Here is a 23330-nt window from a genome sequence, read left to right on the forward strand (position 1 = left end):
ACGATCACGCGGGCCGATTCGTGAGTACCGTCAGTACTCGCGGGTCGGCCCGCGAGGGCTGGGAGAAGGGACTGTTCGTGAGTTCGGGTGACTTCGTCGACCGGGTGTTCGGTGCGGGGGCGGCCGATGCCGACGGCACGCGCCGCGGGTGGTTCGGTGCCGCGCTCGCGACAGGATGGTTGCTGTATCTGGTGCCGCAGATCTATGACAGCTGGGTCGAGCACGGCACAGGGCGGGCGGCCGGTGCGGCGGTAGCTGTGCTGGCGTTCGGCGGGCTGATCGTGACGGCGTTCGTTGTCTTCCGCCGACTCGACTGGGACGAACAGGCCGATCCACGGTCGGTCGATCCGCGGATCTGGCCGCTGCTGGCCGGCATGGCCGCGTTGTCGGCGGTGCTGATGGTGCTGCTCGGCGCGGCCGCGCTGCCGACCGTCCTCTACATCGCCGTGGTCGCGATATTCTCGCTGCCCACCCGGCGCTCGGCGGTGGTGGTGGCGGCGGTATCGGCGACGATGGTGGTGATGCCCGTGTTCGCGCCCGGTCGGTGGCTCGGCGGCACGGCGCTGGTGCTCGCGGTGATTCCGCCGGTGATCTGGCTGGCCAGGGAGATCGGCCTGCGCGGCAGGCGGCTACAGGCGATCACCCGCAGTCAGCGTGCCGACCTGGCGATCGAGGCCGAGCGCAACCGGGTCGCCCGCGATGTGCACGACATCCTCGGCCATTCCCTCACGGTCATCACCATCAAAACCGAACTCGCGCAACGCCTTATCGATGTCGACGTGGACCGCGCCAAGACCGAACTCGCCGATGTGGAACGGCTGGCCCGTGAGGCGCTGGCCGGGGTACGCGACACCGTCGGTGGTCTGCGCGAGGTGAGTTTGCGCCGAGAACTCGCCACCGCGCACACCGCGCTGACCGCGGCCGAAATCGTTGCTGTACTGCCTGATTCGACGATGGTGGACACTCGGCACAGTGAGTTGTTCGGCTGGGTACTGCGCGAAGCGGTCACCAACGTCGTGCGCCACAGCGCGGCCGGACACTGCACCGTGGTCGTCACCGAGAACAGCATCGAGATCACCGACGACGGCCACGGCTTCGATGTCACCGCACCGTCCGGCTCGGGTTTGCGTGGGTTGGCCGAGCGACTGCGCGCGGCCGGTGGCACGCTGACCATATCCACGCCATCGGGCGGCGGCGTCGGCCTGCTGGCGACGGTGCCCGCGGAAGGGAGTGTCCGATGATCCGGTTGCTGCTCGCCGACGATCAGGCACTGGTGCGTGGCGCACTCGTCGCCCTGCTCGGCCTGGAATCCGACCTGGAGGTGGTCGCCGAGGTCGGCCGTGGCGACGAAGTGCTGGCCGCGGTGACCCGCACCAGCCCCGACGTGGCACTCCTCGACATCGACATGCCAGGCCTGGACGGCATCGAAGTCGCCGCCCGCCTGCACGCCGCGCACCCGCGCGTGCGAATCCTCATGGTCACCACGTTCGGCCGCCCCGGCTACCTCCGCCGCGCCATCGACGCCGGAGCGAGCGGGTTCGTCGTGAAGGACACTCCCGCACGGGAATTGGCCGACGCGGTGCGCCGGGTGCACTTGGGACTACGCGTCGTGGACCCGGCACTGGCGACCGAGACGCTCACCGCCGGAACATCTCCGCTCACGGCGAGGGAACGTCAGGTGCTGGCCGCGGCCGCCGACGGATCGGCGGCCGGGGTCATCGCCGAGCGTTTGCATCTCTCGGAAGGGACTGTGCGCAACCATCTCTCGGCCGCCATCGGCAAGACCGGCACCCGCAACCGCGCGGAGGCGATCCTGGCCGCGCGGCGTCAGGGCTGGTTGTAGCTCAGCGCTCGGGCTTCCAGGTGATCTTGCCGCCCGTGAAGTCCTGGGCCTTGCCGCCCTGGTAGTCGTATTCGTCGCTGGTGGGGTAGCCGTAGCGACCGTTTTCCCCGCCCGCACGGATCCAGTCGGCCTGGATGTTGCCCCACACCGCGTGCGCGCCGGTCTTCGACGTCCAGTAGATGGCGCCGGTCGGGAACATGGTGAACTGTCCGTCACCCTTGCCGGTCGCGGAGACGTCGGTGAGCGGGAAGCCGAGCGGGCTCGATTCCCAGCCCAACGCCGCCCACTTGTCGCGGATCGGGCCGCTGATCTGGTGCGCGCCGGTGCCGACGGACCAGTAGATCGAGCCCTTCTGGAAGTGGTTGTAGCGACCGCCCCCCGACGGGGTGTTCTGCTCGCGGGTGGTCGGGTAGCCGAGCTTGCCCGACTCATTGCCCGTCTCGGCGAACTTGTCACGGATCTGGCCCGAGACGGTGTTGGCATTGGTATCGGGATGCCAGTAGATGGCCGCGTTGTTGGCGAAGGTCTGGTATTTGCCACCGGCCGCCGCGTCGGATTCCGGGGACGTGGGCTCACCCAGCGCCGCGCCGCCCGCCGAGTCGTATTCGGTCTCGATCGCGCCGCCCACCTCGAATCCGCCGATCATCCTGGCCTGTGCGGTACCTGCCACCGCCGCGGGCAGCGCGGCTGCGACGGTCAGGGCCGCCAGCGCGGTCAGGGCGCGTGAACGGACGGTTCTACGGTGCAAAGTCACAGCAAACTCCCGGGTCGGATCGGTATTCAACGATGTCCGGCGCGCGGGACCCCCTCCGGTGCCGCACCCGAACCTACCCGTTCGGCCGCGTCGGCAACAGTGGGATTACTCACCTGGGGTGATGCGGTGGTCCGGGCAGCATCACCGCGAGGCCGCGGGCGAAATCGTCCGGCTCGACGTCCTCGAGTAGCAGATGCTGCAGGATGAACCCGGGCAGCAACCCGATGATCGTCTTGGCGATCACGTCGGAATCGGTGCCGGGCGGCAGCCAACCGGTTTCGCGCAGCCGGTCCGCGTACTCGAACCACAGCTCGCGCATCGCCGCGATGGCCGTGCGGACCGGGACGGCGGCCTCGGGCGAGACCAAAGCCAGCGCCCATGCCTGCGGGGCGAGCCGCAGTGGCCCGTCCGGTCCACTCCGCTTGACGATCTCGGTGGTCAACAACCTGATGACCTCCGCCGGGGGAGGCAGGTCGTCGCCGCGAATGATCTCGGCGAGCCGCTCGCGCAACGGCCCCATGGTGCGGCTCACGAGCGCGCCGATGATCTCGTTCTTGCTGGTGAAGTACCGATACACCGCACCCGCCGACATCTGCGATTCCGCGAACACGTCCTGCATGGAGGTCTCGTGGAACCCCTTTCTGGCGAAGCACAGCTGCGCGGCGTCGAGGATCTGCTGCCTGCGGCGTTCCAGGTGTTCTTCGCTGACTCGGGGCATGGGTCAAAACTAAAACGAATGTCCGTTCTTGACAAGCGAGGTGAATGGGTGTCACGGTAGGCCCATTAAAAAGAACGAACATTCGCTTTAGGGAGAAATTGCATGACGATCACCCGCCGAGCAGTAGCTCTCGGCCTCGCGGCCACGGCGATGCAGGCCCTGATGCTGATCGCCTTCGCTTGGCCCGCCGTCAATGTCGGCCCGCGTGATCTGCCGATCGCCGTCGCGGGTCCCGCCGCCACGCAGGTCGCCGAGCAGCTGCGACAGCGCGATCCCGATGCCTTCGAGATCACCGCCGTCGCCGACGCGGCGCAGGCGCGAAGCGCGATGGCCGACAATGAGATCTACGGGGCCGTCATCACTGGCAACGGCGCACCCCAGGTCCTGGTCGCCTCAGCCGCCTCGCCCGCCGTCGCCCAGCAGCTCACCGCCCTCGCGCAACAGCTCAGCGGTATCCCCGCTGTTCCCGTCGAGGACGTGATCGCCATCGACCCCGACGACCAGCGCGGCGCGGGCTTCGGCTCGATGGTCCTGCCCCTCGTCATGTCCGGTATGGCCGCCGGAGTCCTGCTCACCCTGCTGATCCCGGCCTTCGGCGCCCGCTTCGCCGGCCTGGCCGCCTTCGGTATCGCGGGTGGACTCCTGAGCACCCTGATCTTCCACACCTGGCTCTCGATCCTGCCCGGCTCCTACCTCGAACTGGCCGCCATCGCGGGCCTGGCGTCCTTCACCGTCGCCGCCGTCATCGTCGGCCTGGCCGCCGCCATCGGCCGCCCCGGCCTCGGCCTCGGCGCCCTCACCATGCTGCTGGTCGGCAATCCCTTCTCCGCCGCCACCTCGGCCCCCGAACTCCTGCCCCAGCCCTGGGGCACCCTCGGCCAGTTGCTTCCCCCCGGCGCCGCGGCCTCGCTCCTGCGCTCGGTCGCCTACTTCGACGGCGCGGGCGCCCTCGCGCCCCTCACCGTCCTACTCGCCTGGGCCGCGGCCGGAGTCGCTCTCCTCGGCCTCGCCGCCCTCCGCTCCCGTCAGGAGGCCATGCTCACCGCAGCGCCCGAACCGGTGGCCGTACCCGCCTGACCATCCCGCCGAAAGCTCCGCACGAAACAACACTCGTGCGGAGCCTTTCCGGCTTCGATGCCGAGCGAGGTTGCCGAGATTCGGCGGGTATTCGCTGCATCGGAAGCTGCCCGCTACCCGGTGCGGTAGTCGTCGGCGCCGAATTCCTGGTGGTAGCGCTGGGCTCGGGTCAGCATGCGGTAGATGCCGGCGATCATGCGGTCGGTGGGGAGGGGTTCGGCGACGATGGGGTCGCCGGTTTTCACGTAGTAGCGGCCGTCGGGGTAGTCCATCCACCAGAAAGTGCGGGCCGGGGTGGGGCGGGAATCGAGGGCGGGGCCGGACAGGGCCGAGATCTCGCCGAAGGCTCGGCGGGGGCGGTGGAACATGCTGTTGAGCTGGTCGGCCGAGCTGAGGCGGCCCGCGCGGTATTCGAAATGGTCTTCTTCGGCGGCCAGTTGGTCTCGGCGGACTTCTACCGGCGGCTTCTTGCCCGGTTTCGTGCGGGGCAGTGCCGCGACGGTCAGCGCGGCGACCTGGCTGGGAGTGCAGTAGGTGAGGGTCACGTCGGCGCCGGTGTCCTCCGCGCTGCCCGGCTCCTGTCGCAGGGTGGCGCCGACCGCGCCGCGGATCGCACCGTGGAAGCGGATGATGTTCGCATTGTCCTGGCCCACATAGCCTTTGGATTCGACCCTGGCTTCTGGGTCGAGCAGCACGGCGAGCGCACGTTCTACCGCCGGGTCGTACTTGCGAAGGAGAGCTTGCACCGCGGCTTCCCGGTGCTGTTCGAGTTCATCGAAATCGACTATGTCGGTGCGATATTGGAGTGGGTAGGGCAGGCGGTCGCGACCGTAGCCGGACCACAGGATCTCGAATTCGGTACCCGTGAATTCAGCGCGCTGCACTGTCGTCGTCTCCGCCGATGACTGGGGGCACGGTCCTGATCTGGTCCGCACCGAGCAGGAGGACACCGTTCTCCTGGGTGATCAGGTAGTCGGGGATGGCCTTGGTTCGTTCGTCGTCGGAAGTGCCGCGACCTGCGCCGGGTGCGCCCATGGCGCCCATGCCCGCCGCGCCGCGAGCGGCTGCGGAGGTGACGCCCGCGCGGCTTTCGGGAGCCGTCGCAGCGGGGGAGGGGGCGCCAGGGGTGCCCCGGCTGGAAGTGCCGGCCGGAGTGCCACTGCCACGCGGGGAGCCCGAACTGCCGACCCCGCTGCCAGTGGGTCGGCCGGAGCCGGGGGCGCCGGCGCCCGGGGTGCCGACACCGGGCGTGGTTGTGGCAGGACTGGTCGGCGCGGTGGTGCTCGCGGCGGCAGTGTTCTGCGCTGTGGTGGTAGGCGTGGTGGATTGCGTTGTGGTGGTGCTGCTCTGGGGCGTCGTCGAGTCGGGGTCGGTCGACGAGGTAGTGGTTTCGGTCGGCTCGGTGCCGGAAACCTCGGGCACCGCGTCGTCGGCGGGCGTTTCCGCGCCCAGGTCTTCGGGTTCGGTGCCGCCGATGGTCGAATCACCCCGGGTGTCAACGGTGTTGGTGGCGCCATCGCTGCTGGGTCCGCCGCTATCGCCGGTGATGGTCGGCGCGGTCGGCAAGAAGGGCACGCCGTTGTCGGTTTGGCCGGCGACCTGGCTGTACACGGTGCGCAGGATCCGCCTGCCCTCCTGGGTGGCCTCGTCGCGGTTGTGATCGTCGACCTTCATCACACCGTCGGCGGGCAGCGCCTTGCCGGTGACGATGGTGCGCTCGGTTAGGCCGGGCATCAGGGCTTGGGTCTGCTCGATCCCGGTGCGCATCTCGGTGAGTTTGAGGCTGATCGCGGTCGCGGCCTGGGACAGTGGAATCGACTGTTGCGCATAGTTGTTCACGGCGGCGACGGCGGCCGAAGCCGCCGCGCCCGTCCATCCGCTGTGGCCGTCGGCACCGGCGATGGTGCGCGCGAACTGCTGGTTGAAGCCGGTGAAGGTGCCCATCAGCGCACCGCCGATATTCGCCCACGCGGTGACCGCGTCATCGACGAGCCGCGGTTTCATGGCCGTGACCGCCGCCTGCATCTGTTCGAGCGTCATGCTGTCGTAGTTGTCGGGGGTGGTGATGTGCGGGGGCTGGAGGTCGCCGCCGAAGATCGTGGCGTAGTCGCCCGCCCGCTGTCGGTCATAGATCCTGGCGCGCTCGCTGTTCCACTGCTCCTGCGCGGCGATCACCTTGCTCTTGTAGTCCTCGTAGGTCACAGGTGTTCTCCCGTCGCGGAGATCGCGGCACCGGTCGCTTCGTCCTGAGCGACGAAGTTCGCAATTGCCTTGGCCACAACCTCTTTCGCGGTCTGCACGGCCTCGATGTGCTTCTTGATGACTTCGTCCAGCGGGCGGTCACCTCCGGACGCGGTCAAGGAGAATTTCCGCTCCAGCGTCTGGCTCGAGTTGAACGAGCCGAAGCCGGAGATATTGCGGATCTGGTCGACCTGGGCGTAGACCTCTTCCAGGCGATCCAGGTGGTCGTCACAGACTTTGTCCAGATCCTTGCCAACTTCGGGGTCGAGTGAGAGTTCACCGGCTTCTGCCTGGATCAAGAGTTGGTTCCACTCGCCGGGGTCGATGCTCAGAAGCATTGGTCACCCACTAGCTCTCAGGAAGGTATCGAGCGAGGCTGTCGGTGAGTCGGCGCACCTCCGGGCATGGCGCGGGCGGCGCGGATGCGCTGACGCGGTTCAGGAGCCTGAAAAGGACTGATCCGTTCGGAACCTCAACGGCAACAGTACAACCCAGGTCATGTGTTGATCCGGTCGTTCGAAGTTGAAGTGCTTTGTGTGACGCCACTGTTGTCTCGGTGAAGTCGGTGAAGTCGGTCCGTGCTCGGGATTCGGCGAGTGTGTGTTCCGAGGACAGAACAGAGAACGTGAACTGCTTCGCGGAGTCCTGCCAACTGCACGTCTTCCATCCTGTGAAGTCGACCCCAGCGACCTCGTTCTTTCGACTGCCGACGTTCAGGCCAGCCCCGCTGACAGCCGAATCCGGCAGCGAACACGGATCCCACACCTTCGCCTCGGCATCCACCGAAGTAGGACTCGCCGCCACACTCACACCGCTCGTCGTCTGCGGAGTGGCCGTCCCCTGCTCCCCGTCCCCGCATCCGACGACAGTCACCCCCGCAACCACGGCAACGCCGAACACCTTCACCACCGCACTTCGAACTGCCATGCCTTCGTCCCTCCCACAGAACCAGCGCTCGTTCATGACGCCCCCGCCCCGATGATCGTAGTCACTGTGGTGCGCTTCGCGACAGCTCACGTTCTACGCCGCCGCGCACGGTGCGGACGCGGTCATCGTGAACCGCACTTGCCGGCTGGTCGCGTAGCGATCCACGCCGACGGTGAATCCGCGCTCGTCCTCGTAGGACCGGTTCACCGGGTCGTCGCCAGGGACGGGGTCGGGCCGGAGGGTGAAACCGTGCGCGGTCATGGCGTCGAGATTGGCCAGTGCGTGGTCAATGAACTCCTGTGAGGGATCGATCTCGGTTCTCGAATGGTGCGGTGTCCACGGTGGACCGACCGCGCGCAACGTATTCGGGTCGGTTCGACAGCCCGCCCCGAGCGCGACGTCGCGCACCGCGGCATCGGTCGGTTCGGGCCAGATCCGATGGAAATTGGCTGTGACGATCGGGGCCGCTTCGGCCACGGTCAGGCCGCTACCCTTCTTGATCTGCTGATCGGTCGGTCCCTCATGGATGAAGCCGGAACACCCAGTGAGGGTGGACGTTCCGACAACTGCCGCGAGGACGAACTTCATCGGGGTCGTGTTCATCCGACGTCGATCATTCGACCCGGTCCGGGGTTGTCGGTGATGCGAGGGTCGCCGTAGGCGTCGATCTCGATTCCCAGTGCGGCCGCGGCCTGCTCGGCAGCGGCAGCCTTCGCGGCGTCGAATCCTTCCTTGGCGCCGTTGCCGTTGTCGCCCAATCCGATATCCACGTAGCGGGTTTCGATCCCACGTTCGACGTAGGCGGTGGCTTGCGACCCCGCGATCACACCGGCGATGTTGCGAAATGCCGTCGAATTCGGGTCATCCCAGTATTTTCCGTGGCCGTCGGTGCCGAAGACGACTTCGCCGCTGCGGTGACCGTCGATGTCAGTGCCGTAGAAGCCGGTATCGAGGCGAGTGACTCCCGGCACCTCGTCGGGATCTCCGCCGAGGATCTCGGAGGCGTGCGGATTGCCGGGTATCGCGACTCCACCCGGAATTCGCAGTCCCGCTTCGGGATAGGACTGCACCACCCCGATCAGATCACCGGGCGCGGTCATCGAATACCGCTCGACATTCGGATCGGGATTGTTCCACCCGGTGTCGAAAACCCCTGTACCGGCGGACGAGGCGTGCAGGATCCGATCGGCGCGCAAACCGAGCTGTTCGGCCGAACCCACGATCGAACCGCCGTACGAATGCCCGACGTAGGAGACCGGTGTCCCCGGTGCGCTCGCCCCGACTTCCCGGTCGATTTCGCGGCCGAAATCGACCAGCCGAGGTGCCATGTCGGCAGCGAACCTCGGACTCGGCGCACCATCGGAAAGACTTGTCAGGCTTTGCGGGAAGTCACCCTCCATGTACAGCAGGATCGGGCCGCCGGTTCGGTCCGCCAGGTTCCAGGCGGCCACCTGGTTCGAACCGGAACCGTTCAGGTTGGTGCCGGTACCGGGCACATAGACCCCCACCCCGGGCACACCCGCCTTCATCTCGCCGACCATCTCGATCATCCGGCCGTTGCCCTCGGTGCTGAACATGACGAACTTGCGGTCGACCATGCCCAGTTGCGGTGTCGCTGTCGCGGCAGCGGTGGTGTCGAGGGTGCCCGCACCGTCGGGATTCGGGATCGGCGCGAGCATCGCCTCCAACTGCGCGATCCGGGACCTGTCCGGATTCGGTGCGGCCTTCGCCGACGTCAGCGCGTTGCGAACATTGATCTCGTTGGCCTCGATCCGCATCACGAACGGCACCCCGTTCAGATTGCCCAGTTTCTCCGGCGCCGCGATCACCAGCTGACGTCGCGCGTCGGGACTCAACCCGGCCAGTAAGCTCGCCCGCTCATCCGGCGACATCGACGCCAACTGGATCGCGACCGCGTCCGGATCCCGCATCGAACCATCGGCGAGGGTGATGTCGGGCTGACCCTCGCGCATCGCGCCGAGGTCGCCCACCGATTCCCGCAGCTTGGCGCCGAACAGGTTGTCGAGGCGTTCGAGCTCGTCCAATCCGCTGAGCAGATTGAGCTGGAAGACTCCCGCTGCGCCTTCCCGCTCCGGATCGGCATGGGTCACCCGGCCGTCGGACGCGACCATGAAACCTTGCGCGACGGCGAGGTTCTTCTGTTCCAGCACATAGGTTTTGGCGTGCTTCAAGCCCTGGTAGGCGTCTTCGGCATCGTCGGCCACGCGCAGCAGTACGGTGCGGACCTCGTAGCCGTGATCGACTTCCTCATCGATTCGTCGCGAGGCCGCATCCCTGGTCTGCCCGTACCAGCCGCCCGCCGCCGAGACCGCGCGCGAGCAGTCGTCGACGGCGCAAGAGAGGAGGTCCGCGTTGGTGCGGGCGGCTTGCGCGGCGCGGTGCAGGCCCTCGAGGTCCCAGGTGTCGAGTTGAGGGATCGCCGGGCGCATCAGCGGGTGCCGAGCTTTCCGATTTCGCCGGCGATCTCGGTGTCTCTGGCCTGGATATCGGCGGAGAACTTGTCGACGAGGTCGGCCAGCGTCGTGTACCGGGCCGCGATCGAGTCCATCGCCTGCGTGGCCGGGTCGGTCAGCCCGCGCACGGCGGCGAGTACGTCGCTGCCGTCGCCGCTCGCCTCGTTCGCGGCCGTCCAGCTCAGCGCGTCGACTTCGGCGGCTTCGCGGCGCCAGGTCGTCGCCATGGTCGTCAACTGATCGGGCTCGACGCCCAGGGTCCCGCTCACGATGCCCCCTCCTTCGCTGCCGAAGGACTACGCGTCCGTGCGGACCGGTCCCTTCGTGAAGGTTGGACGGGGCAGACGAAAAGAAGGTTCCATCATGTGAGGTGAGTCACACCGATGCGGATTCGTCCCTGTCCGCGTCGGTTCGGCTGTGCACGCACTCGCGGCAGGTGCCGAAGATCTCGAGCGTGTGGCTCACCTCGGTGAACCCGTGCTCGCTGGCGATGGTCTCGGCCCATGCCTCGACCGTCGGGCCCTCGACTTCGACGGTGCGCCCGCAGTGGCGACACACCAGATGGTGATGGTGGCCGCTCGAGCACTGGCGATAGACGGATTCGCCGGTGTCGGTGCGCAGCACGTCGACCATGCCGGCGTCGGCCAGGGACTGGAGGGTTCGGTAGACGGTGGTGAGGCCGATGCCCTCGCCGCGTTTGCGAAGCTCATCGTGCAATTCCTGCGCCGAACGGAACTCGTCGATATTGCCGAGCAGGGCCGAGATGGCACTGCGCTGACGGGTGCTGCGCACCCCGACCTGCTTCGCGGAGGTGTTGTCTGCCACGGCTTACCCTTCCTCGGCATGGGCGACGGCATCGACCACGATATGCGCCAGATGGTCGTCGACGAGTTCGTAGAGCACCTCGCGGCCCGAGCGTTCGCCGTGCACGACGCCCGCCGATTTGAGAATGCGCAAATGCTGGCTGACCAGCGGTTGGGTAACGCCGAGGGCGTCGACCAGCTCGTGCACGCAGCGCGGCGACTCACGCAGCTGCAGCACGATGGCGATGCGGACCGGCGCGGCCAGTGCCCGCAGCAGCTCGCCCGCGTCCTCGAGTACCGTGCGCGACGGCACGGCGGCGGGCGCGGGGGAGTGGTACGGGTTGTGCGGATGCGCGGGCGCGGCCTCGGTGGTCATGAACCAACTCCTTAATGGAAACAGATTCCATTTTGATATGCACAATTGCGCATGTCAAATGACGCGCCGCGCGGACACCTCGGGTGCTGCAAACTCACTGGACGGGTGCCGATACGCTCTATCGCAATACGAACGCTACGTCGTAAAGCGCAGTCTGCCGACGTGGCGAATATTCCGACTCGCAGTGGATGGAGAAATCTCGCGTGGCACCCAAGTCGAAGGTGGACACCGTTGCCAACCTCGCCAAGCGCCGGGGTCTGGTCTACCCGTGCGGTGAGATCTACGGAGGCACCAAGTCGGCGTGGGACTACGGTCCGCTCGGCGTCGAGCTGAAGGACAACATCAAGCGGCAGTGGTGGCGGACCATGGTCACCAGCCGCGACGACGTCGTCGGCCTCGACTCCTCGGTGATCCTGCCGCGCCAGGTCTGGGAAGCCTCTGGCCACGTGGCCACCTTCTCCGATCCGCTGGTCGAGTCGTTGCACACGCACAAGCGCTACCGCGCCGACCATCTCATCGAGGCCTACGAGGCCAAGCACGGGCACCCGCCCGCCAACGGCCTGGCCGACATCAACGATCCCGACACCGGCCAGCCCGGCAAGTGGACCGAACCGCGCAACTTCTCCGGTCTGCTCAAGACCTTCCTCGGCCCGGTCGACGACGAAGAGGGCATGCACTACCTGCGTCCCGAAACGGCCCAGGGCATCTTCGTCAACTTCAAGAACGTCCAGGAGACCGCGCGCAAGAAGCCGCCGTTCGGCATCGCCCAGATCGGCAAGAGTTTCCGCAACGAGATCACGCCGGGCAACTTCATCTTCCGCACGCGCGAGTTCGAGCAGATGGAGATGGAGTTCTTCGTCAAGCCCGGCGAGGACGTGGAGTGGCACAAGTACTGGATCGATACCCGCCTGTCCTGGTACACCGACCTCGGCATCGACCCGGAGAACCTGCGCCTGTTCGAGCACCCGAAGGAAAAGCTGTCGCACTACTCGGCGGGCACCACCGACATCGAGTACCGCTTCCGCTTCCAGGGCAGCGAATGGGGCGAGCTCGAGGGCATCGCCAACCGCACCGACTACGACCTCAAGACGCACTCGGAGCACTCGAACGTCGACCTGAGCTACCGCGATCAGGCCTCCGGTGAGCGCTACACGCCCTACGTCATCGAGCCGGCCGCCGGTCTGACCCGTTCGCTGATGGCATTCCTGGTCGACGCCTACACCGTCGACCAGGTGCCCACCGCGAAGGGCACGACCGAAGAGCGGATCAGCCTGCGTCTGGATCCGCGCCTCGCGCCGGTCAAGGCCGCGGTGCTGCCGCTCTCGCGCAACGCCGACCTGACCCCGAAGGCCAAGGATCTCGCCACCCAGCTGCGCCGCAACTGGAATGTCGACTTCGACGACGCGGGCGCCATCGGCCGTCGGTACCGTCGTCAGGACGAGATCGGTACGCCGTTCTGCATCACGGTCGACTTCGACACCATCGACGACCACGCGGTGACGATCCGCGAGCGTGACTCGATGGCCCAGGAGCGCATCGCCCTGGACAAGGTCGAGGCCTACCTGGCGGCACGGCTGATCGGCGCCTGATACCGCAGGTCGAAGGGCCCGCACCGGCACGTCGGTGCGGGCCCTTTCCCGTCCGCGCGATGGGCGGTTGATCACACCGCGTAGCTGACGGTTTGCGTTGGCTGGGCGCTTGCCTCACCATCTTCGTTGTGCTGTGGGAACCGGAAGACGTGGTGCGGGTGCTCGACCCGTCGGAACAACGATTCGTGCGGCACGCGACCTTCACCGGACGGTCGGTCACGGTGCTCGGGGAACTGGACGCGGCCGGGCTCGGCGCGGCTTTCGCGGCGTTGCAGCGACGGTTCCCGATTCTGGTGTGCCGGATCGTCGAGGATGCCGACGAGAACGGAATCCTGTTGCGTCCCGGGCATATCGAGGCCGTCGGCGCGTGGGTGAGCTTCGGTGATCCCGACGAGGTGCGGATTCCGGCCGAGTCCGTGGATCCCGGGGCGCAACTGGCCTATCTGGATGTGGTTCTGGCCGAAGAGGATCGGGCCAGGGTCACGTTGTTCGTGCACCACAGCGTGGCCGACGCGGGGCATTGCGTCGAACTGTTCGCTCGGCTGTGGGGCTACTACGCCGACTATGTGGAGACCGGAAAGATCGCGGTCGGCCCGGATGCGTCGGCCACTGCCGGTGAGGCAGAGCCCGGTGCGGCGCGGGAGTACCCGTCCTCGCTCGAGGCGATGCTGGCGCAGCGGGGAATCCGGCGCGGGCAGCGGTCGGGGCTCGAGGCGGTGGCTCGTTCGCTCGCCGTCGCCGACTCGGCGAGTGGGGTGGAGCGGTCCGAAGCCGCACCCGCCACCTTGGCCCGCCCCGCGCGAATTCAACTCGATACCGTCGCGACCGCGCGGGTGCTCGCTACGGCTCGCGAGCAGGCGGTCAGCGTCAACGGGTTGGTCACCGCCGCGGTGTTGCGGGCCTACAGCGATGTCTCGGGTGCCGACCGCGTCTCCTGCCTGTACCCGGTCGACCTGCGCAGACGCCTCGATCCGCCGGTCGCCGCCGCCGCGGGCACCAACATCTCCGGCCTCGCCGCGTTCGCCACCGATGCCGCGGGCACCGTCGACATCGTCGAGCTGGCTCGCCGAATCGGCACCAGCCTGCACGACGACCTGGCCGACGGGGTGATCGAGCAGTCCGTTCTGCACTTCCCCGATTTGTTCGGTCCCGAGCGAATCCATTCCACCGCAGGGCATATCGCGCTCACCAACACCGGGACGGTGCCCGCGTTCCGCGCACCCGCGGGGCTGATCCTCGACGACTACGAGATCGTCTACCTCTCCGCACACCCCCGCCCGTCGACGGGGGCGTCCGCGGCTGTCACCTTTCTCGTCTACACCTACCTGGGCAGGCTGACCATCGGCCGGTTGGGCGGCGGCGCGCTCGCCGCCCAACTACTCGACGCCGTGGCAGCACAGCTGTCCTGGTCGACCGCTGATCAGCGAGCCGCGACCGCCTGATATCGGCGAACCGGCGCCCACCGCGCGAGATCACCGCGCGGCGAGCGGCTCCTGCAATTCGGTGACCCAGCCATCGGGATCGGGCGTCCACTCCAGGGTGACTTCGCGCACGGGCGCCCCGGTGCGATGCCCGTTGTCCTCCACCCAGCGACCGAGCGACTGCCACGCCGCGCCGATCCCGCTCACATTCCCGCGATAGACGGTGGTCGCGGCGTGTTCGAGCGCGGGCAGGTCGACGATCGAGAAGTCCGGTGCCGCAGTGGGTTCCACGTTCACCGGCACGCACGCGTGCACACCCACGGTCCCGTCGTCGCGCGCCTCGTAATAGGCGATCGCCGGGCCCGCGATCGCGATCCCGGCCTTCGCCAGCCGGTCCGACAGTTCGCGAAACAGCGGTCCGACCACCGGGCTGATCGCCTGGGGTTCGAATCCCGAAGCCCAGCTGGACGATTCGGCCACCCTGACCGCGGGCACCGACTTGATCACCACATCTTGATCGGGCATGACGCCCTCCTTCTCGATGATTCGGAGTCTCGCTTCGACTTCGGTCAGCCGCGAACGGTCGGCCGCGATCCGCTGTTCCAACTCGGCCCGGCGCAGGGTGAGCATGCCGCGCAGTTGCGCCGCGTCGGGCCCTGGTTCGAGCATTCTGCCCACCTGCTCCAGCGTGAAGCCGAGCTCTTTCAGCGCGATGAGCCGGTTGAGCCGAGCCAGCTGCGCTGCCGTATAGAACCGGTACCCGGTGGCCGCATCGACCCTGGCGGGCGGCAACAAGCCCACCGCGTCGTAGTGACGCAGCATGCGGACCGACACCTGACCGTGTCTGGCGAAATCTCCGATACTGAACATGACGCCTTCCGGTGTACGGCCTCACACAGTGAGAGAGTCAAGCGCGACCTGTCGGCTCGGCGCCGCCAGCTCCCGCGGTCGGCATCAGAACCTGCCGCCCCGGCTGACCCGCCGCGATCCCGACGAACCGCCGTACGAGCCGGGCCGGTAGCCGCTCCCTCCGCCGCCGCCTCGTGCACTGCCGCTCATCGCGCCGCGCAGGAGCTCGTTCAGCAGGATTCCCCCCAGCACCGCACCGGTCTGGGAACCGCCGCCCGACATCGGCTGACGCGACTCCCACGCCTGCACGCTGGCCTGCGCCTGCTGCATGGCCCGGCCGCCGAGGTCGGCGGCGGTCTGTGCGCTGACCAGTGCGCCATCGGGGTCGGTGGCCGCGAGTCGGCGCGCGTCGTCGAGATGACGTTGCGCCTCCGAGAGCCTGGTGCGCGCCTCGGCATCGACGCCGCCCCGGCGAGTGCTGATGAACGAGGACGCGGCATCGATGCGCGCGGACGCGTCGGTGAGCGTCCGTTCGAGGCGGCGGCGCAGATCCTCCACGGCCAGTTTGCGATCCGAGGCGCCCGCGATGGCGCGGTCCAGCTCGGCATCGGCGGTGACCGCGCGGTGGAACGCGCCGAGCGGATCGCTGTCGGCGTTCGCGAGATTCAGCGCGGCGGTGGCGGACGAGACCGCTGTCGCCATTTCGGCGCCGCCGAATTCGGTGAGACTCGCGGCCGAGGCGAGATCGGTCCGCAGCTCCTCGAGAGCGGCCGGAAGACCATCGCGCGCCTGCTGGATATTCGTCGCGGCCTGGTCGACGGCATCGAACAGCGTCCTGGCCTGCCCGATCGCGCCCTCGGCGGCACGGATCGCCGCGACCGCACCACCCTGCTGCCCAACGGGCTGGGTGAGCGCGGTGCGGGCGGTGTCGATGTTGTGCTCGGCGAAAGTGATGCGCTCGCGCCCCATCCGCACGTTGTCGTGGATCGGCGCGATGACCGAGGGCGGATAGCTCGCACCCAGGCGGGCGAGTTCGGCTTCGGAGCCCGGCACGCGCGCGGTGAGCTCGACGATGTCGCGGGTGAGGGTGTCCAGCCGGGCGGGCGCGTCGATGAGCAGATCGCGCATGGCGTCGAAATCGGTGACCTGCGCGTCGAGTTCGCGATCGGCCTTGCCCGCCGTGGCGATCAGCTCGATGAGCAGGGCGCGCTGCTGGTCCGGCGTCTCCGGAATCGCGTCGTCGAGTTGCTGACGAATCGTGAACGCCCTCTCGGTGGCGGCGCGGGCGGCATCGAGCGCGGCGCGGAACGGCGTCACCGCGGTGTCGCCGAATTCGCTGGTGGCCAAGGCCAATTCCTCGTCGCTGGTCCGCACCGCGTCATCGATCTCGACCAGTCGCTCGCGCGAGAGCGCGTGCAGGGTCGGCAAGGACAGCTTCGCCAGGGCCGCCGAGTCGGTCGGGTCGACCGTGCGCGCCGTGGTGAGCTCGGCACGATCCCTGTCGCCACGACGCTTGCGCGAGAACAGCATCAGACCGCCGGCCACCACGATCACGGCCACCGCGAGGAGAACCAGCACTCCCCACGGCACACCACCGCCCCGCATCGCCGAACCGATCCCCTCCGCGGTGTCGACCGCGGCCTTCGCCCACTTCTGTTCGCGCAGATCAGGTTCCACCGAACCCGCGAGCAGCGAGTCCAGTTCGGCGTCGCTCACCCCGTCGGGCAGGGTGCCGTCGAGCCAGTAGCCACGGTCCTCGACGGCCACCGCGAGCAGCAGGTCGCGATCGCTGAAACCGGAGAGGGTGGCGGTGCGGGCGGCCCAATCCTGCGGCGCCATCGACGCGAAGTCGCGCACGTAGATGACCCACAGTTTCACCTGGTGATCGCGGTACAACGTGTCGACCGCCTCGAGCACCTGGCTCTCTTCGCCCGAGCTCAGCACCCCGGCGGAGTCGACCACCTGCGGACCCATCCGTGACGGCGGCTCCGCCACAGCGCTGGGCGAGCACAACACGACGAGTACGGCGACCACGGTCCCGATCAGCGCACGCCACCCGGTTCGCCGGTTATCGCCGACCGGCGCGTGGCCGTGTCGCGGGTGGCGCGAGAGCAGGGCCGAACTCTTCCTCGACAGCGGCATGTGTCGAATCTAACGGTCGACACCGACACCGGCACGACAGCGCGGCATATGGCTTCTACGATCGGGTGCATGGTCACAGTCGCTCGCCAGTACACCGGTCACGTCAGCGCGGGCGGGGACGCCCAACAGCGCGATGTCCCCGGCGCCCGCATCGTGAAGATGTCCGTCGGTCCGATGGACAACAACACCTACCTGGTCCAGAGCGCCACCACCGGCACCGCCGTACTGATCGACGCCGCCAACGACGCCGAGCGCATCATCGAACTGACCACGATCGAGACCCCCGGCCAGATCGAACAGCTGGTCACCACCCACCGTCACCCCGATCACTGGCAGGCCCTGACCGAGGTCACCAAGTCCCTCGACGTCCCCACCGCCGCCCACACCCTCGACGCCGACCACCTCCCGGTCCGCCCAGACCGCCTGCTCGAAGACGGCGACACCATCGAAGTCGGCGACCTGGTCCTGCACGTCATCCACCTGCGCGGCCACACCCCCGGCTCGATCGCCCTCGCCCTCACCGACAACGCGGGCCACACCCACCTCTTCACCGGTGACTCCCTTTTTCCTGGTGGAGTAGGAAAAACCCACAGTCCCGCCGACTTCGACACGCTTCTCACCGATGTCAGCACCAAACTCTTCGACCGCTACCCCGACGACACCGTCGTCTACCCGGGCCACGGTGACGACACCACCCTCGGCGCCGACCGCGCGAATCTGCCCGAATGGCGAGCGCGGGGTTGGTGACCGCCGGTCCGGTCGGTATCAGCGCAGCGTGAAGGCCGGTTCGGTGAGGGTCAGGCCCAGGTCGGCGGTGTAGGCGAAGACCGCGAAGAAGACCAGCGCGGCGCCGGCCAGGGCGAGGTCCTTGTTGAAGTGGATCATCTCGTGTTGCTTGGTCTCGGCGTCGGTCTCCTTCCAGAAGGCGTGCATCAGGAAGGCCGTCGGCACCAGGAACACCACCAGCACAAGCGATCCCAGATCGCCCCAGGCTCCGAGTAGCACGCTGGCACCCGCGGCGAGCATCGCGACCCCCGAGGCGTAGACCGCGAGCAGCGGTGACGGCACGGCCCGGCTCGCGGCATAGCGGGCCGTGTCCTTCGCGGCGCTCAGGTGGCCGATGGCGGCGCCGATGAACAACGCGGAGAACAGGATTCGTCCGATCAGGACAAGCAGGCTCATGGGGTCCACCTGATCATCGCGAGACCGGTCGCGTCCAAGACCGATCTTCGCGGACCCGATACCGAGCAGGTATCGTCGCAGCTCATGGACCTCCGTCTGCTGCGATACTTCACGGCGGTGGCCGAGGAACTCCACTTCGGTCGCGCGGCCGCCCGGCTGTACATGACCCAGCCGCCCCTGAGCAGGGCGATCAAACAACTCGAAGACGACCTCGGCTGCGAACTGCTGAGCCGTTCACCGACCGGCGTGACCCTCACACCCGCCGGGTCCGTGCTCTACGCCGAGGCGCGCGACCTGCTGGCAACGGCTGATCGGGTGCGTACCAGGGTCGCGGTCGCCGCCGGGGCGTCCGACCTGACGATCGGCACCTTCGCCGAAGAGGCAGGTAGTCGGCTGGTCGCGGCATACCGAGCCGCGCATCCCGGCGTGCGGGTGCACATCCGCGAGGGTGACTTCGCCGACCCGACGGCCGGGCTGCGCGCCGGGCGCGTCGACCTCGCGCTCACCCGCACGCCCTTCGACGACACCGGCATCTCCACCCGGATCTTGCGCACCGACCCGGTGGGTGTCGTCCTGCGCGTCGACGACCCGCTGGCCGACAGCGCACGGCTGCACCTGCGTGATCTGGCCGATCGACAGTGGTTCCAGTTGCCCGCCGACACCGATCCGACGTGGCGCAACTACTGGTCGCACCCGACCGATCCGAACACCGGCCCGGTGGTGCGCACCGTCCATGAATGTCAGCAAACCGTCCTGTGGAACGGCACCGTCGGGCTCACGCCGCTCGGCCACCCGGTGCCGGACGGTCTCGTGGTGGTCCCGCTCGTCGACAAACCGCCGAGCAGCCTCGTGCTGGCCTGGAACACCACGGCACACAGCCCGCTGGTCCGCTCGTTCATCGACATCGCCGCGACGATCGGCTGGGCTTGTGAAGGATCGGCAGTCGGCCGTTCACCGGAACGGAATCCGGTGGTGACCGCTGACCCCACGGTGCGCCGGACCGACCTGGCAGACTGACGAGGATGAAATCGGGTTTCTCGCGAACGGTCGCGCCCGCCCCGGATGTCAGGCATCCGCGCGGGCTGGTGTCGACGGTCTCGGTGTGGTTCGTCCGGTTGATCGCCGGTGCGGTGCTCATGGGGTTGGTGTTGGTCGCCGGAACGGCGTTCCGGGTCTGGCAGGTCGCGCGGATCGACGATTACACCCCCGCGAACGCGATCGTGGTGCTCGGCGCGGCGCAGTATTCGGGGACGCCGTCCTCGGTCTTCGAGGCGCGGTTGTATCAGGCCTGGCGACTCTACGAAGCCGGCGTCGCGCCGACGGTGATCACGGTCGGCGGTAAGCAGGAAGGCGACCTCTATACCGAAGCGGCCTCGGGCAAAAGGTATCTGGAGGACAAGGGCGTCCCGAGCGAGAACATCCTGGCCGTGGAAACCGGTTCCGACACGCTGCGCAGCATCGAGGCCGTCGCGACAGCGATGGGGAAGCGCGACATGTCATCGGCCGTACTCGTGAGCGATCCGTGGCATTCACTGCGAACCAGGACGATGGCTCGCGACGCGGGTTTGGCGGCGTGGACCGCGCCGACCCGCACCGGACCGGCCGTCTACACGAGGGAGTCGCAATTCCACGGCATCGCCCGCGAAACCGGCGCGCTGCTCTGGTATCAGCTCACTCATTTCTCGGCGGATTTCCCTTACGAGGCGGGACAGTGAGATGACAGGGACCTATATCCCGCACGACCAGGAACGCATGGTCCACGAGCCCGGCAAGACCGCCTGGCCCGGCGCCGCGCGCAAGGGCCATCGCAGTGAGTTCTCCCGCGATCGCGCCCGCGTGCTGCACTCCGCCGCGCTGCGCCGCCTCGCCGACAAGACCCAGGTCATGGGCCCGAGGGAGGGCGACACCCCGCGCACCCGGCTGACTCACTCGCTCGAAGTAGCTCAGATCGGGCGCAGCATCGCCGACGGTGTCGGCGCCGACCCCGACCTCGTCGACCTGGCGGGTCTGGCCCACGACATCGGCCACCCGCCCTACGGTCACAACGGCGAACGCGCGCTCGACGAATTCGCCGACGAGTACGGCGGTTTCGAGGGCAACGCGCAGAACCTGCGCATCCTGACCCGGCTCGAACCCAAGATCCTCGACGCCGACGGCGAGAGCTTCGGGCTCAACCTCACCCGGGCAGCGCTGGACGCGACCCTCAAATACCCGTGGGGCAGAAGCGGTTCCGGCACCAAGTTCGGCGCCTACGACGACGACCTCGAGCGCCTGGCCTGGGTGCGCAAAGACGCGCCCGACCGCAAACAGAGCCTGGAATGCCAGATCATGGACTGGTCCGACGACGTCGCCTACTCGGTGCACGATGTGGAGGACGGCGTGATCGTCGGCCGCATCGACCTGCGCGCCCTCGCCGACCCGGCCGAGCAGGCGGCGCTGGCCGAACAGGGTCACGGCCAGCATCCCGACCAGTCGATCGAAGCGCTCGCCGCCGCCGCGCAACGGCTCTCCGAACTCGACGTCGTGGCCGACGCGGTGCACTACGACGGCAGCTTCGGCGCCTCCGTGGCGCTGAAGCGACTCACCAGCGAACTGGTCGGCCGCTTCGCCACCGCCGCGATCGCGGCCACCCACGAACGCTACGGTCAAGGCCCGCTCATCCGGTACGAGGCCGATCTGATCGTGCCGCCGATCGTGGCCGCCGAGGTCGCCGTCCTCAAGACCATGGCGTTGCGCTACGTGCGCTCCGACCCCGGTCACCTCGCCCGTCAGCAGACCCAGCGCGACCGCGTGCAGGCCGTCGCCGACCGCCTGCTCACCACCGCGCCCGCCCACCTCGACGATCAGATGCTGCCCTGGTTCAACGCCGCCACCACCGAGGCCGCCCGGGTGCGGGTGGTGATCGACCAGATCGCCTCCTACACCGAGAGCCGCTTCGAACGCGTCGCCGCCTCGCTGGACTGCCGCTGAGCGGACCCGACTAGACTCGCTCACCGTGGCCGGACGAATCCCAGATCGCGATATCGCGGCGATCCGTGAACGTGTCCGGATCGAAGATGTAGTCGGTGAGTACGTGGCGCTCAAGCGCGCGGGCGCCGACTCGATCAAAGGTCTGTGCCCGTTCCACGACGAGAAGTCGCCCTCGTTCCATGTGCGTCCCAACCACGGGCTGTTCCACTGCTTCGGCTGTGGTGAGGGCGGCGACGTCTACAAGTTCCTGCAGCAGATGGAACACATCGGGTTCGTCGAGGCCGTCGAGCAGATGGCCGATCGCATCGGCTACCAGATCAACTACGAGGGTGGCGGCACCTCGGTGCAGCGCGATCGCGGCACCCGCTCGCGGCTGGTCGCCGCCAATGCCGCCGCGCACGAGTACTACATGGGCCTGCTGCACGAACCCGAGGCCGAGGCCGCCCGCAAATACCTGACCGACCGCAACTTCGACGCCGCGTCCTGGCAGCAGTTCGGTTGCGGTTACGCCCCCGCGGGGTGGGACGGACTGACCAAGCACCTGCAGCGCCTGGGTTTCGAGTTCAAGGAGCTGGAGGCCGCCGGACTGTCCAAGCAGGGCAAACGCGGTCCGATCGACCGGTTCCATCGGCGCCTGCTGTGGCCGATCCGCAATCTCGGCGGCGAGGTGATCGGTTTCGGCGCGCGCAAGCTGTTCGACGACGACACCATGCCCGGCAAATACGTGAACACACCGGAAACGCTGCTGTACAAGAAGTCTCAGGTGCTGTTCGGTCTCGACCACGCCAAGCGCGACATCTCCAAGGGCCATCAGGCCGTGGTCGTGGAGGGCTACACCGACGTCATGGCGATGCACCTGGCCGGGGTGAAGACCGCGGTCGCGTCCTGCGGCACCGCGTTCGGCGAAGAACACCTGCAGGTGCTGCGCAGGCTGCTGATGGACGACAACTTCTGGCGCGGCGAGATCATCTACACGTTCGACGGTGACGCGGCAGGGCAGGCCGCGGCCTTGAAGGCGTTCAGTGGCGATCAGCGGCTGGCGGGACAGACCTACATCGCCGTCGCGCCCGATGGCCAGGACCCGTGCGACCTACGTCAGCGCTCCGGTGACAGCGCCGTGCGGGATCTGGTAGCACGACGAACCCCGCTGTACGAGTTCGTGATTCGTGGCCTGCTCGCCGAACACAATCTCGACGATGTCGAGGGCCGGGTCGAGGCGTTGCGCCGCACGGTGCCCGTGGTGGCCCAGATCAAGGACAACGCCACCCGCAAGGGGTATGCCACCAAACTGGCAGGCTGGGTGGGCTGGGACGACATCCAGCTCGTCGTGCGCCGGGTCGGTGAAGAGGCGAAGAAGAACCGGATGGGCGCCACCACACCGGATCCGAAGTCCGGCGCCGCGGCGATCCCCGCGCCTCGCGTCGAGGAGAGCTCCTCGGTGCGGCCCGCCCCGAACGACCCGGTGCTGTACGCCCAGCGCCAAACCCTCAGCGCCGCACTGCAATACCCCGGCATCGCGGGCGTGTCCTTCGACGCCATCGACGCCGCCGCCTTCACCCACCCCGCCTACGTGGCCCTGCGCATCATGATCGCCAAAGCGGGCGGCACGGCTGCCGGCCTCAGCGGCGCGGAGTGGGTCGCCGCCGTCGCCGACCACACCGATGACCTGATGATCCGCGCCCTGGTCTCCGAACTGGCCAACGAGCAGCTCCCGGTCCGCACCCAGAACGACACCCCCCGCTTCATCACCGGCATCCTCGCCCGCGTCCAGGAAGCCTGGGTGGGCCGCCAGATCGCCGAGCTCAAATCGAGGCTGCAACGACTGTCGGCCAGCGAAGAGCCCGACACCTACATGACGCTGTTCGGCGACCTGGTGGCGCTGGAGCAATACCGCAAAAGCCTCGCGGCCCAGGCGATGGGCAACGAAGGTTACGCGGCCGGGGCCTGATCACGAGGATCGATGA

The 23330-nt window shown here is 68.0% G+C and carries 24 protein-coding genes; 10 read left to right on the forward strand and 14 right to left on the reverse strand.

What is annotated here, in order from left to right; translation table 11 throughout:
- The first annotated feature begins 20 nt into the window (after positions 1–20).
- Together NA12_RS25200 and NA12_RS25205 are read left to right on the forward strand one after the other, a co-directional pair.
- Positions 21–1241 carry a sensor histidine kinase gene (locus tag NA12_RS25200; RefSeq protein WP_243655078.1) on the forward strand — a complete coding sequence of 407 codons (1221 nt, stop codon included), beginning with the start codon at positions 21–23 and terminating at the stop codon, positions 1239–1241.
- The gene (locus NA12_RS25205) at positions 1238–1843 is read left to right on the forward strand and encodes a response regulator transcription factor (protein WP_067456287.1); all 606 of its coding nucleotides are present in this window, start codon (positions 1238–1240) and stop codon (positions 1841–1843) included. The genes NA12_RS25200 and NA12_RS25205 overlap by 4 nt, the downstream gene beginning before the upstream one ends.
- A 1-nt stretch (position 1844) precedes the next feature.
- Here NA12_RS25205 and NA12_RS25210 read toward each other — a convergent pair whose 3' ends face one another.
- Positions 1845–2597, reverse strand: coding sequence for an LGFP repeat-containing protein (locus tag NA12_RS25210; RefSeq protein ID WP_243655077.1), 753 nt, complete (start codon positions 2595–2597; stop codon positions 1845–1847).
- A gap of 109 nt (positions 2598–2706) precedes the next feature.
- Positions 2707–3315 carry a TetR/AcrR family transcriptional regulator gene (locus tag NA12_RS25215; RefSeq protein ID WP_067456291.1) on the reverse strand — a complete coding sequence of 203 codons (609 nt, stop codon included), beginning with the start codon at positions 3313–3315 and terminating at the stop codon, positions 2707–2709.
- A gap of 102 nt (positions 3316–3417) precedes the next feature.
- Between NA12_RS25215 and NA12_RS25220 the strand changes: the two genes are divergently transcribed.
- Positions 3418–4392, forward strand: a complete 975-nt coding sequence (locus NA12_RS25220) for a hypothetical protein (protein ID WP_067456294.1) — start codon at positions 3418–3420, stop codon at positions 4390–4392.
- A 113-nt stretch (positions 4393–4505) separates the two neighbouring features.
- Here the strand turns inward: NA12_RS25220 and NA12_RS25225 are convergent, their stop codons facing one another.
- The 9 genes from NA12_RS25225 to NA12_RS25260 form a co-directional block, all read right to left on the reverse strand.
- Positions 4506–5276 (reverse strand): ESX secretion-associated protein EspG, encoded by a 771-nt coding sequence (locus tag NA12_RS25225; protein WP_067456298.1) that lies wholly within the window; start codon positions 5274–5276, stop codon positions 4506–4508.
- Positions 5263–6594 carry a hypothetical protein gene (locus NA12_RS25230; protein WP_067456301.1) on the reverse strand — a complete coding sequence of 444 codons (1332 nt, stop codon included), beginning with the start codon at positions 6592–6594 and terminating at the stop codon, positions 5263–5265. The genes NA12_RS25225 and NA12_RS25230 overlap by 14 nt, the downstream gene beginning before the upstream one ends.
- On the reverse strand, positions 6591–6971 hold the full coding sequence (locus NA12_RS25235; RefSeq protein WP_067456304.1) for a hypothetical protein: 381 nt from the start codon (positions 6969–6971) through the stop codon (positions 6591–6593). The genes NA12_RS25230 and NA12_RS25235 overlap by 4 nt, the downstream gene beginning before the upstream one ends.
- A gap of 10 nt (positions 6972–6981) precedes the next feature.
- On the reverse strand, positions 6982–7596 hold the full coding sequence (locus NA12_RS33280; RefSeq protein ID WP_084473085.1) for a DUF3558 domain-containing protein: 615 nt from the start codon (positions 7594–7596) through the stop codon (positions 6982–6984).
- A 57-nt stretch (positions 7597–7653) separates the two neighbouring features.
- Complete coding sequence (locus NA12_RS25240; RefSeq protein ID WP_067456307.1) at positions 7654–8163, reverse strand: hypothetical protein; 510 nt, start codon at positions 8161–8163, stop codon at positions 7654–7656.
- Positions 8160–10010 carry a hypothetical protein gene (locus NA12_RS25245; protein ID WP_067456310.1) on the reverse strand — a complete coding sequence of 617 codons (1851 nt, stop codon included), beginning with the start codon at positions 10008–10010 and terminating at the stop codon, positions 8160–8162. Before NA12_RS25245 ends, NA12_RS25240 begins: the two co-directional genes overlap by 4 nt.
- On the reverse strand, positions 10010–10303 hold the full coding sequence (locus tag NA12_RS25250; protein WP_243655076.1) for a type VII secretion target: 294 nt from the start codon (positions 10301–10303) through the stop codon (positions 10010–10012). Before NA12_RS25250 ends, NA12_RS25245 begins: the two co-directional genes overlap by 1 nt.
- Positions 10304–10409: 106 nt before the next feature.
- Complete coding sequence (locus tag NA12_RS25255; RefSeq protein ID WP_067456313.1) at positions 10410–10859, reverse strand: Fur family transcriptional regulator; 450 nt, start codon at positions 10857–10859, stop codon at positions 10410–10412.
- A gap of 3 nt (positions 10860–10862) precedes the next feature.
- Complete coding sequence (locus NA12_RS25260; RefSeq protein WP_067456316.1) at positions 10863–11213, reverse strand: ArsR/SmtB family transcription factor; 351 nt, start codon at positions 11211–11213, stop codon at positions 10863–10865.
- 188 nt (positions 11214–11401) lie between these two features.
- Between NA12_RS25260 and NA12_RS25265 the strand changes: the two genes are divergently transcribed.
- Entirely contained in the window at positions 11402–12802 is a 1401-nt protein-coding gene (locus tag NA12_RS25265; protein WP_174551130.1) for a glycine--tRNA ligase, read from the forward strand.
- A 128-nt stretch (positions 12803–12930) separates the two neighbouring features.
- Positions 12931–14244, forward strand: a complete 1314-nt coding sequence (locus tag NA12_RS25270) for a phthiocerol/phthiodiolone dimycocerosyl transferase family protein (protein WP_084473086.1) — start codon at positions 12931–12933, stop codon at positions 14242–14244.
- 30 nt (positions 14245–14274) lie between these two features.
- Here the strand turns inward: NA12_RS25270 and NA12_RS25275 are convergent, their stop codons facing one another.
- Together NA12_RS25275 and NA12_RS25280 are read right to left on the reverse strand one after the other, a co-directional pair.
- Positions 14275–15093 carry a MerR family transcriptional regulator gene (locus NA12_RS25275; protein WP_067456322.1) on the reverse strand — a complete coding sequence of 273 codons (819 nt, stop codon included), beginning with the start codon at positions 15091–15093 and terminating at the stop codon, positions 14275–14277.
- Between the two features lie 84 nt (positions 15094–15177).
- A complete protein-coding gene (locus tag NA12_RS25280) occupies positions 15178–17214 on the reverse strand; it encodes a TPM domain-containing protein (RefSeq protein ID WP_084473087.1) in 2037 nt (678 codons plus the stop codon).
- A gap of 69 nt (positions 17215–17283) precedes the next feature.
- On the opposite strand from NA12_RS25280, the gene NA12_RS25285 reads away from it, so the two are divergent.
- On the forward strand, positions 17284–17961 hold the full coding sequence (locus NA12_RS25285) for an MBL fold metallo-hydrolase (protein WP_067456541.1): 678 nt from the start codon (positions 17284–17286) through the stop codon (positions 17959–17961).
- Between the two features lie 18 nt (positions 17962–17979).
- On the opposite strand, the gene NA12_RS25290 is transcribed toward NA12_RS25285, so the two are convergent.
- The gene (locus NA12_RS25290; RefSeq protein WP_067456543.1) at positions 17980–18396 is read right to left on the reverse strand and encodes a DoxX family protein; all 417 of its coding nucleotides are present in this window, start codon (positions 18394–18396) and stop codon (positions 17980–17982) included.
- A gap of 84 nt (positions 18397–18480) precedes the next feature.
- Here NA12_RS25290 and NA12_RS25295 point away from each other — a divergent pair, with 84 nt between their 5' ends.
- The 4 genes from NA12_RS25295 (at position 18481) to dnaG (ending at position 23314) form a co-directional block, all read left to right on the forward strand.
- Positions 18481–19413, forward strand: a complete 933-nt coding sequence (locus NA12_RS25295; RefSeq protein WP_067456325.1) for a LysR family transcriptional regulator — start codon at positions 18481–18483, stop codon at positions 19411–19413.
- Positions 19414–19532: 119 nt separating this feature from the next.
- Positions 19533–20111 carry a YdcF family protein gene (locus NA12_RS25300; protein ID WP_243655105.1) on the forward strand — a complete coding sequence of 193 codons (579 nt, stop codon included), beginning with the start codon at positions 19533–19535 and terminating at the stop codon, positions 20109–20111.
- A 1-nt stretch (position 20112) separates the two neighbouring features.
- Positions 20113–21366, forward strand: a complete 1254-nt coding sequence (locus NA12_RS25305) for a deoxyguanosinetriphosphate triphosphohydrolase (protein WP_067456328.1) — start codon at positions 20113–20115, stop codon at positions 21364–21366.
- Positions 21367–21391: 25 nt separating this feature from the next.
- Positions 21392–23314 (forward strand): DNA primase, encoded by a 1923-nt coding sequence (gene dnaG / locus NA12_RS25310; protein ID WP_067456330.1) that lies wholly within the window; start codon positions 21392–21394, stop codon positions 23312–23314.
- Positions 23315–23330 lie beyond the last annotated feature (16 nt).

The organism is Nocardia alba NBRC 108234 (genome assembly GCF_001612665.1).
GTDB classification, from domain to species: domain Bacteria; phylum Actinomycetota; class Actinomycetes; order Mycobacteriales; family Mycobacteriaceae; genus Nocardia; species Nocardia alba.